The sequence below is a fragment of the Nitrobacter winogradskyi Nb-255 genome, from assembly GCF_000012725.1.
Lineage (GTDB): Bacteria > Pseudomonadota > Alphaproteobacteria > Rhizobiales > Xanthobacteraceae > Nitrobacter > Nitrobacter winogradskyi.
Map to the genome: position 1 here is coordinate 3,373,888 of NC_007406.1, position 15,400 is coordinate 3,389,287.

The 15,400-nt window shown below is 60.7% G+C and carries 16 protein-coding genes and 1 pseudogene; 15 read left to right on the forward strand and 2 right to left on the reverse strand.

Features of this window, described 5'->3' with window-relative positions:
• Positions 1–389: 389 nt before the first annotated feature.
• From NWI_RS17320 to arsH, 10 genes are all read left to right on the forward strand, one after another.
• Positions 390–662 (forward strand): N-6 DNA methylase, encoded by a 273-nt coding sequence (locus NWI_RS17320; RefSeq protein WP_283805217.1) that lies wholly within the window; start codon positions 390–392, stop codon positions 660–662.
• Complete coding sequence (locus tag NWI_RS16200; RefSeq protein WP_011316274.1) at positions 655–1,683, forward strand: virulence RhuM family protein; 1,029 nt, start codon at positions 655–657, stop codon at positions 1,681–1,683. The genes NWI_RS17320 and NWI_RS16200 overlap by 8 nt, the downstream gene beginning before the upstream one ends.
• A 139-nt stretch (positions 1,684–1,822) precedes the next feature.
• Positions 1,823–2,377, forward strand: coding sequence for a restriction endonuclease subunit S (locus tag NWI_RS16205; RefSeq protein ID WP_049750601.1), 555 nt, complete (start codon positions 1,823–1,825; stop codon positions 2,375–2,377).
• Positions 2,377–3,828, forward strand: coding sequence for a Shedu immune nuclease family protein (locus NWI_RS16210; protein WP_011316276.1), 1,452 nt, complete (start codon positions 2,377–2,379; stop codon positions 3,826–3,828). The genes NWI_RS16205 and NWI_RS16210 overlap by 1 nt, the downstream gene beginning before the upstream one ends.
• Entirely contained in the window at positions 3,776–4,669 is an 894-nt protein-coding gene (locus tag NWI_RS16215) for an HAD family hydrolase (RefSeq protein WP_244374943.1), read from the forward strand. The genes NWI_RS16210 and NWI_RS16215 overlap by 53 nt, the downstream gene beginning before the upstream one ends.
• 617 nt (positions 4,670–5,286) lie before the next feature.
• The gene (locus tag NWI_RS16220; RefSeq protein WP_011316278.1) at positions 5,287–5,649 is read left to right on the forward strand and encodes an ArsR/SmtB family transcription factor; all 363 of its coding nucleotides are present in this window, start codon (positions 5,287–5,289) and stop codon (positions 5,647–5,649) included.
• Complete coding sequence (locus NWI_RS16225; protein WP_011316279.1) at positions 5,642–6,184, forward strand: arsenate reductase ArsC; 543 nt, start codon at positions 5,642–5,644, stop codon at positions 6,182–6,184. Before NWI_RS16220 ends, NWI_RS16225 begins: the two co-directional genes overlap by 8 nt.
• 9 nt (positions 6,185–6,193) lie before the next feature.
• Entirely contained in the window at positions 6,194–6,619 is a 426-nt protein-coding gene (gene arsC / locus NWI_RS16230; protein WP_011316280.1) for an arsenate reductase (glutaredoxin), read from the forward strand.
• A gap of 9 nt (positions 6,620–6,628) precedes the next feature.
• On the forward strand, positions 6,629–7,684 hold the full coding sequence (gene arsB / locus NWI_RS16235; protein ID WP_011316281.1) for an ACR3 family arsenite efflux transporter: 1,056 nt from the start codon (positions 6,629–6,631) through the stop codon (positions 7,682–7,684).
• Positions 7,684–8,400, forward strand: coding sequence for an arsenical resistance protein ArsH (gene arsH / locus NWI_RS16240; RefSeq protein WP_011316282.1), 717 nt, complete (start codon positions 7,684–7,686; stop codon positions 8,398–8,400). Before arsB ends, arsH begins: the two co-directional genes overlap by 1 nt.
• 79 nt (positions 8,401–8,479) lie before the next feature.
• On the opposite strand, the gene NWI_RS18080 is transcribed toward arsH, so the two are convergent.
• Complete coding sequence (locus NWI_RS18080; RefSeq protein WP_011316283.1) at positions 8,480–8,791, reverse strand: hypothetical protein; 312 nt, start codon at positions 8,789–8,791, stop codon at positions 8,480–8,482.
• A 226-nt stretch (positions 8,792–9,017) separates the two neighbouring features.
• Here NWI_RS18080 and NWI_RS16250 point away from each other — a divergent pair, with 226 nt between their 5' ends.
• The 5 genes and pseudogenes from NWI_RS16250 (at position 9,018) to NWI_RS18435 (ending at position 14,944) form a co-directional block, all read left to right on the forward strand.
• Complete coding sequence (locus NWI_RS16250; protein WP_011316284.1) at positions 9,018–9,425, forward strand: FixH family protein; 408 nt, start codon at positions 9,018–9,020, stop codon at positions 9,423–9,425.
• A complete protein-coding gene (locus tag NWI_RS16255) occupies positions 9,422–10,843 on the forward strand; it encodes an efflux RND transporter periplasmic adaptor subunit (RefSeq protein WP_011316285.1) in 1,422 nt (473 codons plus the stop codon). Before NWI_RS16250 ends, NWI_RS16255 begins: the two co-directional genes overlap by 4 nt.
• Positions 10,840–14,016: an efflux RND transporter permease subunit gene (locus tag NWI_RS16260; protein WP_011316286.1), complete on the forward strand. Its 3,177-nt coding sequence runs from the start codon at positions 10,840–10,842 to the stop codon at positions 14,014–14,016. The genes NWI_RS16255 and NWI_RS16260 overlap by 4 nt, the downstream gene beginning before the upstream one ends.
• A 196-nt stretch (positions 14,017–14,212) precedes the next feature.
• Positions 14,213–14,698: pseudogene (locus tag NWI_RS16265) on the forward strand (DUF411 domain-containing protein).
• Between the two features lie 27 nt (positions 14,699–14,725).
• Positions 14,726–14,944 (forward strand): GDCCVxC domain-containing (seleno)protein, encoded by a 219-nt coding sequence (locus tag NWI_RS18435; protein ID WP_081431756.1) that lies wholly within the window; start codon positions 14,726–14,728, stop codon positions 14,942–14,944.
• A gap of 8 nt (positions 14,945–14,952) precedes the next feature.
• Here the strand turns inward: NWI_RS18435 and NWI_RS16270 are convergent, their stop codons facing one another.
• Positions 14,953–15,372: a MerR family transcriptional regulator gene (locus NWI_RS16270; RefSeq protein ID WP_011316288.1), complete on the reverse strand. Its 420-nt coding sequence runs from the start codon at positions 15,370–15,372 to the stop codon at positions 14,953–14,955.
• Between the last annotated feature and the right edge of the window lie 28 nt (positions 15,373–15,400).

Consider the following 15,400-nt stretch of genomic DNA (forward strand, 5'->3'; position numbering starts at 1 on the left):
GCCGCTGGGCTTCGTCATGGAAGCACCACGGCGGAACGACCCGAGAACCGGTTACGCGGACATTCAGCGGACGGTGATGGCTTGAAATGCGAGAAAGTGGCGCGCCATTCAGAATAAAACAGCGAACTCTTATGTAATTGATATTGCTTTATAATTTTCGAAGCGCTCGGCGCTTTTTAGTCGAGCGACAATTGGTTTCCAGACGATTGAACGCTTTCCTGAGGGACGTTCTCACTCTGGTGAAGGAGCAACGACAAACTCCGGCGGGAGCTTAACCCTGACGCCATCGAATTTGCGTTCGGCTCGACCCCAATCGCCGTATGATCATGAATGGGTCACCTCTCCCTGAGGCTTTCCTGTTTATATCGGAGCAAGGGCGAGAGAGGTAGCTGACAGAATTCGAACCAGAGCATATCAACAGGGCGCTGGAGACTTACGACTCACGGGCCGAGATCGAGAAATACTCCCATCGTGCCAGCCCGGAGGAGATCGCCGAGAACGACTTCAACCTCAACATCCCCCGCTACGTCGACACCTTCGAGCCGGAGGAGGAAATCGACGCTGCCGCCCTGCAGAAGCAGATCACCACGATCGAGGCCGAGCTGGTTGAGGTGCGTGGCAAGATGGCCGGCTACCTGAAGGAGCTGGGCGTCGATGTCTGAAGGTGAACTGATCCTTTACAGCACCGAGGACGGCGCCGCGACTGTTGGACTGCGGGCCGTGGACGGGACCGTATGGCTGAGCCAGCGGGAAATCGCGGAGTTGTTCGACAAGGATGTGCGCACTGTCAACGAGCACATCCGCAATGTCTTCGCCGAGGGGGAGTGCGACCCCGAGGCAACTATCCGGAAATTCCGGATAGTTCAAACCGAGGGCGCTAGGCAGGTCGAACGCGGAGTGGATGCCTATAACCTCGATGTCATCCTCTCGGTCGGCTACCGCGTTCGCTCTGCCCGAGGCACCCAGTTTCGCCGCTGGGCCACCACCGTCTTGCGCGAATATCTGGTCAAGGGCTTCGTGATGGACGACGCCCGGCTGAAACAAGCCGATCAATGGGACTATTTCGACGAGTGGCTTGCTCGCATCCGGGATATCCGCGCCTCGGAAAAGCGCTTCTATCATAAGGTACGCGACCTTTACACCACCGCCATCGATTACGACAAGACGTCGGAACAAGCGCAGGCCTTCTTCAAGAAGGTGCAGAACAAAATGCTCTGGGCGGTGACCGGCAAGACCGCCGCCGAACTGATCGAAAGCCGCAGCGACCCGGACGCGCCCAACATGGGCCTGACCAGTTGGAAAGGCTCGGTCGTGCGCAAGGGCGATGTCGGTACCGCCAAAAATTACCTCAGAGCCGAGGAGGTCGAGGAACTGAACCGCATCGTCGTGATGTATCTCGACTATGCCGAGGACCAGGCCAAGCGCCGCCGTCCTGTCACCATGGCCGAGTGGTCCGATAAGCTCGACGCCTTCCTATCTTTCAATGAGCGCGACGTGCTGACCCACGCCGGTCGGCTGCGGATGGACGTAGCGCAGAGGCTGGCCGCCGAGCGGTTCGAGGTATTCAACGCGAGCAGGCGCGCGGCCGAGGCGCTGGCGGCAGACGCGGAGGATATCGCCCAGCTGGAGGAGATGGAGAAGGCAGCCAAGAAGGGCCGGAAGAAGGGTGGCGGCGATGCTTAAGGGTACTTTTCAAGCTGAGCTTGTTAAGCAGCCCCGAGTCGCGACCTCGCGGTCGCTACCGCTGACACCGCTTAACCCTGGTCCGGTACCGAAGGACTGGCAGGTTAAGACGATCGCCCGAGAATGGAAACTTCGCTGTTTGGGCGAGATCACTCGCGAACTGACGTGGCGCCACAACGACAGAAATTTTGGCCGCGAATTGGTGATGGGCGTCACCAACTCGCGCGGGATCGTGCCGATGCAGACCATCGGCAGCGATCTGACCAGATACAAGATTCTGCTACCCCGCGCCTTTGCCTACAACCCGATGCGCATCAAGGTCGGCTCCATAGCCAGGCTGCGATTGCCTTCCGAAGTGCTGGTCAGCCCCGACTATGTTCTGTTCGAATGCGTTCCCGGCAAGCTCGACCCGGACTTCCTCAATCACCTGCGCCAGAGCCATTTCTGGGATCACTACATCAACGCAGGTGGATCCGGCAGCGTGCGTATGCGAGCCTATTATGATGACCTCGCCGCGCTGCGTCTGAAACTTCCAGGATTTGCCGAGCAGCACAGAATCTCGGCGATGCTGAATACGGCCCAAGGCGAGATCGCGCTTGTCGCCACCGAAATCGAAACTCTCACCCGCCAGACGCGCGGCCTCATGCAGAAGTTGCCGACCGGCGAACGGCGCGTGAAGGTGGGGGCCAACTAATGGCACTCGGTTTCCGGCAGCACGACCCAGAGCGTGACGGCACCCTCGAGGTCGAGGAGTATCACCCTAATTTTGTCGGGGTCTACTTCGTACCCCCGAAGGGCAGCTTGCTTGCGGCTGGGCTCGATCCGACGCAAGCGAAGAGCTACCGGACCAAGCTGCTGGACATCCATGGCCAGTACAAATTTCTGACGATCCATCCGATCAGCACGTTCGGCGGCAAGTCCGATTTCCTGAAGCCGAAATATGGCCAGATCGAGCGGATCACGCTCGATGGCACGGACATCATCTTTCGCGGTGGCGACGATGGCGGCGTGCCAACGACGCCTGAAGGCGTGCTTGAACTCCTAGAAGAACTCCCCTCCGCCTTCACCAAGGATTACGCCTACGGGCTCGGACTCGCAAAATCATATCGCTTCATCATCGATGCGGTGGAATCGCTGTCGGATAGCACCGAGATCGCCATCACAGACGATCACGCCACTGGTCCCGACCCGGACGGCAATCGGATTTTCTATATTTCCCGCAGAGACTTCGAGCAGGCGCGGCGCTGCATCAACAGTATCGATAGCCTCGCTCAATCGGCCGCCCGTTCGGTTAAGGAGACAGCCACCTACAATATCCTGGCAGAACGGCTCGGCGTGCCGACGCTGGATCCGAAAGCAGGCAGGCACCCCTATCGAAAGCTCTTCACGGCCGTGGCGCAGGGCAAGGAGGAGCTCTCCGAAGAGGATCAAAACGCTGTCATCGGCGCCCTCAGCAACCATGCCGCCAGCATTGCTGAAGTCCAGCCGGAAAAACTCGTAAAGCTGCGCGGCGACATCGAACTTGTGACGCTCGAAGCGCTGACCAAGCGATATGAGGAGATGCTCGGTGAGAAGCTTGTCGAGGGCCGCTGGCAGGTGTTCTTCAACGAGAATCCATTCATCTTAAACATGGCTTTCGGCTATCCCGTCATTAAGGTTCGGGACCAGGCGTCGGTTGGCGGTCGAAAGCTGTCAGGCAACGGGGAGAAGATTACCGATTTTCTAGTCAAGAACAGCCTGACCAACAACACGGCGATCTTTGAAATCAAGACACCGCAGACCGCGATCCTCAACAAGACGCCGTTTCGCGATGGTGTTTTCACGCCGTCGGCCGATCTGTCGGGTTCGATCAATCAGGCGCTCGATCAGAAATATCAGTTTCAAAAGCAGATTGCCCAGATCAAGGACAACACGCGGCTCTACGACATTGAGTCCTACGCCGTGCACTGCTGCCTCGTCATCGGAAAAACACCTGACGGCGATGACCAGAATAAATCCTTCGAACTTTTCCGGCGCAATTCCAAGGACGTCGAGATCGTGACCTTCGATGAGCTTCTGGAAAAACTCAAGCAACTGAGCGTCTTCCTGCGAGTTGGCGACGAACCTGCCAAAAGCCAAGAATCGAAAGGCAATGCCAATGGCTAAAAAACACATTGAAATGGCCATCGCTTACGACTTCGACGGCACGTTGGCGGACGGCAACATGCAAGAGCATCAGTTCCTGCCCGACATTGGCATGAAGCCCGCGGCCTTCTGGGCCGAGGTGAAGCGCCTGACCAAGGAGCATCAGGCCGATGAGGTGCTCGTCTACATGAACCTGATGCTGCGCAAGGCTGCCGCCGCCAACGTGCCGGTGCGGCGGGACGATTTTAAGGCGCGGGGCAAGGCTATCCAGCTGTTCGAGGGTGTCGAGGACTGGTTCGACCGCATCACTGGCTATGGCAAGGCGCAGGGTGTCCGCGTGGAGCACTACCTCGTCTCGTCGGGAAATGCGGAGATCTTCGCCGGTACGCCAATCGTCTCCAAGTTCGCCCAGGTCTATGCATCGAAGTTCATGTTCGACCAGAACGGCGTTGCCGCCTGGCCGGCGCTGGCCGTCAATTACACGACCAAGACGCAGTATCTGTTCCGTATCAACAAGGGTGCGTTCGACCTGAGCGACAACAGCAAGGTCAACCAGTTCGTCGAGAAGCGTGACAGGCCCGTTCCGTTCGAGAACATCGTGTTCATCGGCGATGGCTCGACCGACATCCCATGCTTTCGCCTGGTCAAGGAACAGGGCGGGCTTTCCGTGGCCGTATTCAAGCCCCACACCAAGGGCGCGCGCGGCAAGGCAGACAGCTACATCAAGGATGACAGGGTCCACTGCGTTGCGCCTGCCATTTACACAGACGGCAGCGAGCTTGATCGCATCATCAAGGCCAACATCGCCGCCGTCGCAGCGCGGTCGGCGCTCTCGGGGCTGTTTTCGGAGGGGACGCAATGACCTTCGACGCCGCCGAAAAGCATCAGTCCCAGATGCCTGCCCTGCAAGTCGAAGTTGCGGCTTGACGCCGAGAACGCGGCGCTTCGACATCAGTTGATTGTTTTGCGGCGCAAGCTGCGTGGCCGTGTTCGACTCGCAAACAGCAATCGCTGGTTCTGTGTCCAGCTGTATCGCTGGCTCCCGTCTATCCTTCAGGTTTTTGCAATCATCCGCCCTGAGACGCTCATTCGCAGGCACCCGTGCTTGCCCAAGTCATGCATTCCAGCACCTTGCGGCGGCTGACACCGGTGTGCTGCGAGATACGCTTGCGCACCTAGGGGACGCCATAGCGGCCTGAGTGGCGGCGCTGATCCGAGCGCGGAGCTCAGGGGCGTTTCGGACTAGAGCTCGAAACTCAATTAAGCTTGCCATTGATGTAACATCCAGCAGCATCTCCGAGTCTCGCAAGTCCCGTACATTCCTACAAAGCCTTAAGACGCGGGCGACCAAAGCAGGGTTAGCACGTACCTTCCTTTTATAGGCGGCACTCGAAGTTGGAATTTCCACCGAAGGACTGGCGCGACACGAACTCTTGGTGTATTCATTATCTCAACAATTATTGAGGTGTTGAGATAACGATGTACGAAAAGCAGGCCCTCGACGCCTTCGCCGCGCTTTCGCAGGAAACGAGGCTCCGCATCGTCCGTCTTCTGGTGAAAGCCGGTCCCGAAGGGATGTCCGCTGGCGCCATCGGAGAGGCGATGGACAGCGCGTCCTCCTCCCGCATGTCCTTCCACCTGAGTCATCTTGAACACGCCGGGCTTGTCGAATCTCGGCGCGAAGGGCGGTCGATCATCTACAGCGCGGCCTTAGTGACGCTCTCCAGCCTCGTCGAATTCCTCATGCGTGACTGCTGCCAGGGCCATCCCGAGGTGTGCAATCCGGCCGTCGCCGCGCTGTCCGCTTGTTGCGAACCTAAGAAACGCGGTCCCCATGTCTGATCCAGATCAACCAAACCGCATCTTCAATGTCCTTTTCCTTTGCACTGGAAATTCGGCCCGCTCGATCCTCGCCGAGAGCATTGCGGCCAAGGATGGCGCTGGCCGCTTTCGTTCCTTTTCCGCTGGCAGCCAGCCTAAGGGCGAGGTCAATCCTTTCGCTCTGAAGGTGCTGAAGAACTTCGACTATCCCGCCGATGGCTTCCGCTCGAAGAGTTGGGAGGAATTCGCTGGGCCGGATGCTCCGGTCATGGATTTCGTGTTCACCGTTTGCGACAACGCCGCAGGCGAAACCTGCCCGGTCTGGCCGGGTCAACCGATTACGGCGCATTGGGGCATCGAAGATCCCGCTGCGGTGGAAGGCTCCGACTTCCAGAAGGAAGCCGCGTTCGTCGCCGCCCTTCGCTATCTGAAGAACCGCTTCTCCATCTTTGCCGCACTGCCCGTCGCTAGCCTCGACAGAGCATCCCTGCGGGCCAAGCTCGTGGAAATCGGACAATCGGACGGCGCGTCCTCGTCTCGCAACAGCGCGGCGTGAGGAAAGATCATGGACGTCATCATCTATCACAACCCCGACTGCGGCACGTCGCGGAATACGCTGGCGTTGATCCGTAATGCCGGCATCGAGCCGCACATCATCGAATATCTGAAGACGCCGCCGTTGCGCGTGCTGCTGGCGCAACTCATTGCGCGCATGGGCATCTCCGCGCGGGCGCTTTTACGCGACAAGGGCATACCTTACACGGAGCTTGGCCTTGCCGATCCGAAACTGACCGACGACCAGATTCTCGACGCCATGATGGCGCATCCGATTCTTATTAACCGGCCGATCGTCGTCAGTCCCAAAGGCGTGAAGCTCTGCCGGCCGTCCGAAGACGTGCTCGATCTGCTGCCGCCGCAGCAAGGCGAACTCACGAAGGAAGACGGTGAGCGCGTTATCGACGAACAAGGCCGCCGCATCGCGACGGCGTGAGGAAAAATCATGTCTACATTCGAACGCTATCTCACCTTCTGGGTCGCGCTTTGCATCGTCGTCGGCATCGCGTTCGGCCATGTGATGCCAGGCGTGTTTCAGGCGATCGGCGCGGCGGAAATCGCCAAGGTCAACCTGCCGGTGGCCGTACTGATCTGGCTCATGGTCATTCCGATGCTGCTCAAGATCGACTTCGCCGCGCTCGGCGAGGTCGGCCGTCACTGGCGTGGCATCGGCGTGACGCTGTTCGTCAACTGGGCGGTGAAGCCTTTCTCCATGGCTTTGCTCGGCTGGCTCTTCATCGGCTGGTTGTTCCGGTCACTGCTGCCCGCCGACCAGATCGACAGCTATATTGCCGGCCTCATCATTCTTGCCGCAGCCCCCTGCACGGCGATGGTATTCGTCTGGTCGAACCTGACGAAGGGTGAACCGCATTTCACGCTGAGCCAGGTCGCGCTCAACGACGCGATCATGGTGGTGGCCTTCGCGCCTATAGTGGGGCTCTTGCTCGGTCTGTCCGCGATCACGGTGCCATGGGGCACGCTGATACTGTCGGTGGCGCTCTACATCGTCATCCCGGTGATTGTCGCGCAAATCATCCGACGGCGTCTACTGTCGAGCGGCGGGCAGGCTGCGCTCGACAGGCTGCTCGCGAAGCTCGGGCCGGTCTCACTGGTATCGCTGCTGGCGACGCTGGTGCTGTTGTTCGGTTTCCAGGGCGAGCAAATCATGGCGCAGCCGATGGTGATCGCGCTGCTCGCCGTGCCGATCCTGATCCAGGTCTATTTCAATTCCGGGCTCGCCTATTTGCTCAATCGAATCTCGGGGGAGCAACATTGTGTCGCCGGGCCGTCGGCCCTGATTGGCGCGTCCAACTTCTTCGAGCTGGCCGTTGCGGCCGCCATCAGCCTGTTCGGTTTTCACTCCGGCGCGGCGCTCGCGACCGTTGTCGGTGTGCTGATCGAAGTGCCGGTCATGCTCTCCGTCGTGTGGATCGTGAACCGCTCCAAAGGTTGGTACGAGCGCGACGGTAAGGCGGCGGCGGTTGTGGAGGCAAACCGTTGATGTTGCCAAACCTCCCTAATGTGGATGCCGATTGCATCGCTGTGCCGCGCATTGATCGACTGCGGGCAACACCCTCGACCCATCCGCCCCGTATTCTGTTGCTCTATGGTTCGCTTCGCGAGCGGTCATACAGTCGTTTCCTGACCCAGGAAGCCGAACGCCTGCTGAAGCACTTCGGCGCGGAAACCCGCATCTTCGACCCGCATGGCTTGCCGTTGCCCGATGGAGCGGCAATCGATCACCCGAAGGTGCGTGAACTGCGGAAACTCTCGCTCTGGTCGGAAGGCCAGGTCTGGACCAGCCCGGAGCGGCACGGCGCCATGAGCGCGGTGATGAAGGCACAGATCGATTGGATTCCCCTGTCGGTCGGCGCCGTCCGGCCGACGCAAGGCCGAACGCTTGCCGTCATGCAGGTATCGGGCGGCTCGCAGAGCTTCAACGCCGTCAACCAGATGCGCGTGCTTGGCCGTTGGATGCGGATGGTGACGATCCCCAACCAGTCATCCGTTGCCAAGGCCTATCAGGAGTTTGATGAAGCTGGGCGGATGAAGCCATGCTCCTACTATGATCGGGTCGTCGATGTGATGGAAGAACTGGTCAAGTTCACGCTGCTGACGCGCGATGTCTCGGCTTACCTCACCGACCGATATTCCGAGCGCAAGGAAAGTGGGGAAGCTCTGATGCGGCGGGTGAACCTGTCGGCGGCGTCCTCTTGAGATTGAATGCAACGACTTGAAATGAGCCAAAAAGCCATCCGACACGCGATCTGTCGTTCCGCGACTCTTCACGAAAGGGTCATTTTCCCCGTCTTCCCAGAACGCGAAGCCTGTGCCATTTTCCGATCATGAGGGTAGGCATCTGGCTCCGCAGGTTGCTCCCGATCCTTGCGATCGTGGGGCTTATTGCTGGACCGTTCACCGGATCGGTGAGCGGAGCCGTGGTGGCGGCCGCCTCTGATATCTCCATGGCGTCGATGCCGGACGATATGCCCTGCTGCCCGCATGAGAAACCGGCCGTCCCGGATTGCCAGAAGTCCTGCCCGTTGATGGCGATCTGTATGGCCAAGTGCTTCTCGGTCACGCCGACGCTTTCGAGTCTTGCCTTCATTTTTTGGGATCAAAGCGATTCTCTTTCTCTAGGCAACGACGTCGTGCGCGATGCGCTCGCGGTAGAACCTCCAGCTCGACCTCCGAGAACCTAGAACATCGCCGGCGCTTCGGTGCCGGTTCGCGCCGCCCCAGCGTGTGCTCGGGCGGTCGAGAGCGCGTGGCCGTAGGCCGCGCAACGCCGGGCCATGCGCACGGTGCTCCGATGAAACTAGGAACTTCAAACTATGATAACTGCTCTTACGAAGCGCGCCGTTGCGGCGGTGCTTGCGGCCGCGCTTTCCGTGACGGCCTTCTCGGCAGCGAAAGCCGACATCACGGACTATGCGTTTCGACTCGTTCAAACTGAGATCAAGCACGGTAACGGCGCCATCGTCGCTGTCCGGCTCATCGACAAGCGATCCGGCAAAGCAGTTCCGGACGCGGTCATCTTCGCGACCCGGATCGACATGGCGCCCGACGGTATGGAGTCGATGGCGGCGCCGATCGAGGCTCTGCCATCGACCGAGCCGGGCGTCTATCGCTTCAAGACCAACCTGACGATGGCTGGTGGCTGGCGGCTTTCGCTCGGCGCCAAGATCCAGGGTGAAACCGGAACGCTCGAGAACAAACTGGTCCTGAAAGCGACACCATGAAACCGCTCGCTCTCATGGGCCTCGCCCTCGCCGCTATTTTAGCGGCGGGGGCCGGAGGCTATTGGGCGGGTGTTCGGAATCTTCCGATCACCGGCCTCCGCGAATGGCTTGGTGTCGAGGCAACCTTCGCAGCGGCAGAGCCGGCCGGCACGGGAGCGGTGATTTACTATCAGGACCCTGACGGTAAGCCAGCTTACTCGGCAACACCGCGCAAAACCGCAGACGGCCGTGCTTTCCGCGCCGTTCGCGCCAGCGAGGATGTGAGCTTCGAAGAGAAGCAGCCGACGACAGCCGAGGCGACCGGGCAGCCCGGCGCGCGGCGCGTCCTCTACTACCGCAATCCGATGGGTCTGCCGGACACCTCACCGACGCCGAAGAAGGACTCGATGGGGATGGACTACATCCCGGTCTATGAAGGCGAGGATGACGGCGGCTCGGTCGTGCGGGTGTCGCTTGGCAAACTCCAACGGACCGGTGTGCGATCCGAGTTGGTCAAGCGCCGCACCGTCGGCAGACTGATGCGCGTACCGGGAATGATCCAGCTCGACGAGCGGCGCATCTCTGTGGTTGCAACGCGGAGCGATGCTTTCGTCAACGAAGTGGCGAATGTTACGACTGGAGACCGAGTGACGAAAGGCCAGGTACTGGTCCGGCTCTACTCGCCCGACATCGCTGCCGCGGGTGCGCTGTTTCTCAGCGATCTCAATATTGGCGGTCGCGACGGCGCTATCGGCGGTGCTCGCCAGCGCCTGGAAAATCTGGGAGTACCACCCGAGGCCATCGCCGAGATCGAGCGTACCCGCAAGGTGCCGCTATCGATCACATGGCGCGCGCCGCGCGACGGCGTCGTGCTCGAACGCAATGTCGTTGAGGGCATGAAGGCAGCGCCAGGCGATGTGCTATTCCGCCTCGCCGACATCTCGACCATCTGGGTGCTCGCGGACGTTCCGGAGTTCGATCTTGCGGCCGTTCGAATTGGTGCGCCGGTGACGGTACGAGTCCGAAGCCTACCGGGGCGCTCCTTCGAAGGGCGTGTGTCGCTGATCTATCCTCAGGTCGGTGAAGCGACGCGAACCGCGCGCGTGCGGATCGAAATTGCCAATCCTGACGGTGTTCTGCTCCCTAATATGTATGCCGAGGTGGAGATCGGCACCGGCGATGCCGCGCCTGTGGTTGCCGTTCCAGACAGCGCGGTGATCGACACCGGCACGCGACAGGTCGTGATCATAGATCGTGGAGATGGCCGGTTCGAACCGCGCGACGTGAAGATCGGCTTGCGTGGCGAAGGGCTCACCGAAATCCGCGAGGGGATTGCGGAGGGTGACCGTGTCGTTGTCGCGGCGAACTTCCTGATCGACGCCGAGAGCAATCTAAAGGCGGCGCTCCGCGGCCTGACCCCACCGGAGGCCCGGCCATGATCGCCCGACTCATTGGCTGGTCGGCCCGCAACCTTGTGCTCGTATTCGTCGGCACGATCTTCGCCGTTGCCGCCGGGCTCTATGCGCTGAAGACGCTGCCGCTCGACGCCATCCCCGACCTCTCGGACGTGCAGGTGATCGTCTACACCAACTATCCCGGCCAGGCGCCGCAAGTGGTCGAGGATCAGGTCACCTATCCGCTGACGACCTCGATGCTGACGGTGCCGAAGTCAAAAGTCGTGCGCGGCTTCTCCTTCTTTGGCGTCTCCTTCGTCTATGTGATCTTCGAAGACGGCACCGATCCCTATTGGGCACGAAGCCGCGTCCTTGAATATCTCAACGCTGCCGCTCAGCGGTTGCCGGCGGGCGTGACGCCAACCCTCGGTCCGGATGCGACCGGTGTCGGCTGGGTCTACCAATACGCCGTCGTCGCGAAGGAGATGACGCTCGCCGAGCTGCGCTCTCTGCAGGACTGGGTGATCCGCTTCGGGGCCTCCAAGGCGGATGGCGTCGCGGAAGTCGCCAGCGTCGGCGGCTTCGTGAAGCAATATTCGATCGTGGTCGATCCCAACAGACTGCGGGCGTTGGGCATCCCGCTCGACCGCGTGCGCGAGGCCGTCAAGGCCAGCAACGCCGATGTCGGCGGTCGCACCGTCGAGCTCTCCGAATTTGAATTCATGGTGCGCGGTCGCGGCTATATCAGAAGCGCCGCCGACATCGAAAATGTGGTGCTGAAGACCGACCGTGGCGTGTCGCTGCGCGTGAGAGACGTTGCCCGCGTCGAAATCGAGCCGGGCGAACGGCGCGGTATCACTGAACTCAACGGCGAAAGCGAAGTCGCGAGCGGCATCGTCCTGCAACGCTTCGGTGCCAACGCGCTGACCGTGATCGAGAACGTCAAGGCGCGACTTGCCGAGATTGCGTCGAGCCTGCCCGAGGGCGCCGAGATCGTGCCGGTCTACGACCGTTCCGAACTGATCGGCCGGGCGATCGAGACCCTGAAGGGCACGCTGATCGAGGAGAGCATCATTGTGGCGCTGGTCTGCGTGGTGTTCCTGCTACATTTGCGCAGCGCGCTTGTCGCCATCCTGATGCTGCCGGTCGGCATCTTCATCGCCTTCGCGGCGATGAAGGCGATTGGGCTTGGCTCCAACATCATGAGCCTCGGTGGCATCGCCATCGCCGTCGGCGCCATGATCGACGCCGCCATCGTGATGATCGAAAACGCTCACAAGCATTTGGAGCGCGCACCGCCCGACAAGCCGCGCGTCGAAATCCTGATCGAGGCGGCGAGCCAGGTCGGTCCGGCGCTGTTCTTCAGCCTGCTCGTTATCACCGTCTCCTTCCTGCCGATCTTCACGCTGGAGTCGCAGGAGGGCCGGATGTTCGGTCCGCTCGCCTTCACAAAGACCTTCGCGATGGCGGCCGCGGCGTTGCTGTCGGTGACACTGGTGCCGGCGTTGATGGTGGTCTTCGTGCGCGGCCGGATCATCCCGGAGCACCGGAACCCAATCAACCGTTTCCTGATCTGGGTCTACCGGCCAGTCATCCGCGGAGTCCTGAAGGCGAAGACGCTCACCATCCTTATCGCGCTCATTGTCCTCGGAGTGACTGTCTGGCCGGCACGACAACTCGGTTCGGAGTTCATGCCGAGCATCGACGAGGGGGCACTGATGTACATGCCGACGACCTTACCAGGGATTTCCGTGACCAAGGCGGCTGAGCTTCTGCAAGTGCAGGACCGGATCATCAAGAGCTTCCCGGAGGTGGCTTCGGTCCATGGTAAGGCGGGACGTGCGCTCACCGCCACCGATCCGGCGCCGATGGAGATGTTCGAGACCATCATTAATCTGAAGCCGAAGAGCGAATGGCGGCCCGGTGTCACCATCGACAGCCTGAAGACCGAAATGGACCGGGCATTGCAATTTCCCGGCGTCTCCAATGCCTGGACCATGCCGATCCGCGCTCGCATCGATATGCTTGCGACCGGCATTCGCACGCCAGTCGGTGTCAAAGTGTTCGGAACGGATCTCGCTCAGATGGAGCAGGCGGCTCGTGAGATCGAGCGGGTGCTGCGATCGCTGCCGGGCACATCCAGTGCCTATGCCGAGCGGGTGATCGGCGGCTACTACCTTGACATCGTGCCGGATCGCGACGCGCTTGGTCGCTATGGCTTGGCCATTGGCGACGTCCAGGCCGTGATCGCAAGCGCGCTCGGGGCCGAGACGGTGACCACGACCGTTGAGGGTCGCGAACGCTACGCCGTCACCATCCGCTATCCGCGCGCTTTCAGGAGTGACCCACAATCGATCGCTCGTGACGTGCAGGTGCCGTTGCCGGGAGGTGGAACGGTGCCGCTCGGCGAGGTCGCCAAGGTCGAGCTGACCCGCGGCGCCACCTCGATCCGCACCGAGAACGGTCAGCTCGCAGTCTACGTCTTCGTTGATATCGCCGGCCGCGATCTCGGCGGCTATGTCGCCGCGGCACAGCAAGCGGTCGCGACCGAGGTCAAGCTGCCACCCGGTACCTATGTCTCGTGGAGCGGCCAGTTTGAGTATCTTCAACGCGCAGAAGCGCGGTTGAAGATCGTCGTGCCGGTGACGCTGCTGGTCATTTTCCTGTTGCTCTACCTCAACTTCCGGGCGCTGACCGAGACGCTCATTGTCATGCTGTCGCTGCCATTCGCGCTGGTCGGCGGCATCTGGTTGATGTGGTGGCTCGGCTTCAACATGTCGGTCGCCGTGGCGGTCGGCTTCATCGCGCTTGCCGGCGTCGCCGCCGAGACCGGCGTCATCATGCTGATCTATCTCGAACAGGCGATGGCGGAACTAAAGGTTGAGCGGGAGGCGGAAGGACGGCCCTTCACCCGCACAGATCTCTACGAAGCGATCATGCTCGGCGCCGTCGAACGTGTCCGGCCGAAGATGATGACCGTCATCGCCATCACAGCCGGCCTCATCCCGATCCTGTGGAGCACCGGCACCGGTTCGGAAGTGATGCAACGCATCGCAGTGCCGATGATCGGCGGCATGGTCTCCTCGACCGTGCTCACGCTGGTCGTAATCCCGGCCGTCTATGCGCTGATCAAGGGGTGGCGGCTGCCGCGGAGTGTGGCCGCCGATGAGACGATCATCGAACAGTGTCCAGCCGGCCTCAAGGCAGCCGCTGAATGAGAGGAGGGTCCGATGATGCATGACATGATGGGGGCCATGGGATGGGGTATGGGTCTCGCCGGCCTACTCGGCATCCTCGTGCTGGCGCTGTTGATCGCCGCTCTCGTGAAATACGTCTTCTTCTGGTGAGATATGTCATGCGCAACTTCGATCGGAGGACGGACTCGAAGAAACAGCCAACGGAAGGAGAAACATGATGACAACCGAGCTATCTGCGACACGGCGGGCACTGATCATCGGCGCGGCACAGGCGGCCCTTGCTTTCATGCTACCGTGACCATCGTGGGCGGCCGAGGCACTACCGAAGATGACTGTGACTCGTGACCCGAACTGCGGTTGTTGCGGCGGCTGGGTTGCTCATGTGAAGGCAGCCGGATTTCCGGCCGAGGTGGTCGAAGCGGCAGACCTCACGCCGCTCAAAACGAGACTCGGCGTGCCCGATGCCCTGATCTCCTGCCATACGGCAGAAGTCGGTAGCTATGTCGTCGAGGGGCATGTTCCCGCCGAGGCGATCAAGCTCGTCAAGCGGCCGCAAGCGACGGGCTTGGCCGTTGCCGGCATGCCCATCGGTTCTCCGGGCATGGAGGTTTCAGGGACGCTGCCTGAGACTTACGAGGTGGTTCTGTTCGGACAGGGACAACAGCGCGTGTTCGCACACTATCGCGGGTCACAGGCCCTCTGATCTTAAATCATCAGTAGAGGGAAGCCCATGGCTATCCTAGAGGCCACCATTACTTGCCCGCAATGCGGTGCAATATCGAAAGAGATAATGCCAACGGACGCCTGCCAATATTTCTACGAATGTCAGGCGTGCGGTGTCGTTTTGAAGCCCAAGCCCGGAGATTGTTGCGTCTACTGCTCATACGCAGACGTATCTTGCCCGCCGATTCAAGAAGATCCGTCCGATTGCTGCAAGACAAAGCCTTAAGTCTTGTCTTATGGCGCGACTATGGTTGTGGGCGACAGCGCCTCGATGATCCGGCAATCGGCAACCGTGCCGCAGCGACACTGATCGATCATGCTGTCGAGTTCACGACGCAGAGTGCGCAAGTCGGCAATCTTTCGATCAACCTCGGCCCGGTGCTCTTTGGCGATTGCATCGACAGCGTCGCAGGAGCGATCGTGCTGGTCGGCCAAGTCGAGCAATGCGCGCACTTGGTCGAGCGAAAACCCAAGATTTCGCGAGCGCCGGATGAAGCTCAGCCGATTGAGGTGCTCTGGACCATAGGCCCGGTAGTTGCCCGCCGTCCGGCCCGGCGCGGCAAGCAGTCCAATTCGCTCATAGTAGCGGATTGTTTCGATCTTGGTGTCCGTCCTTCGCCCCAACTCGCCAATGGCCAGGAAATCGCCTGTCATCGTCTTGACCCTATAGTTACTACAGGGT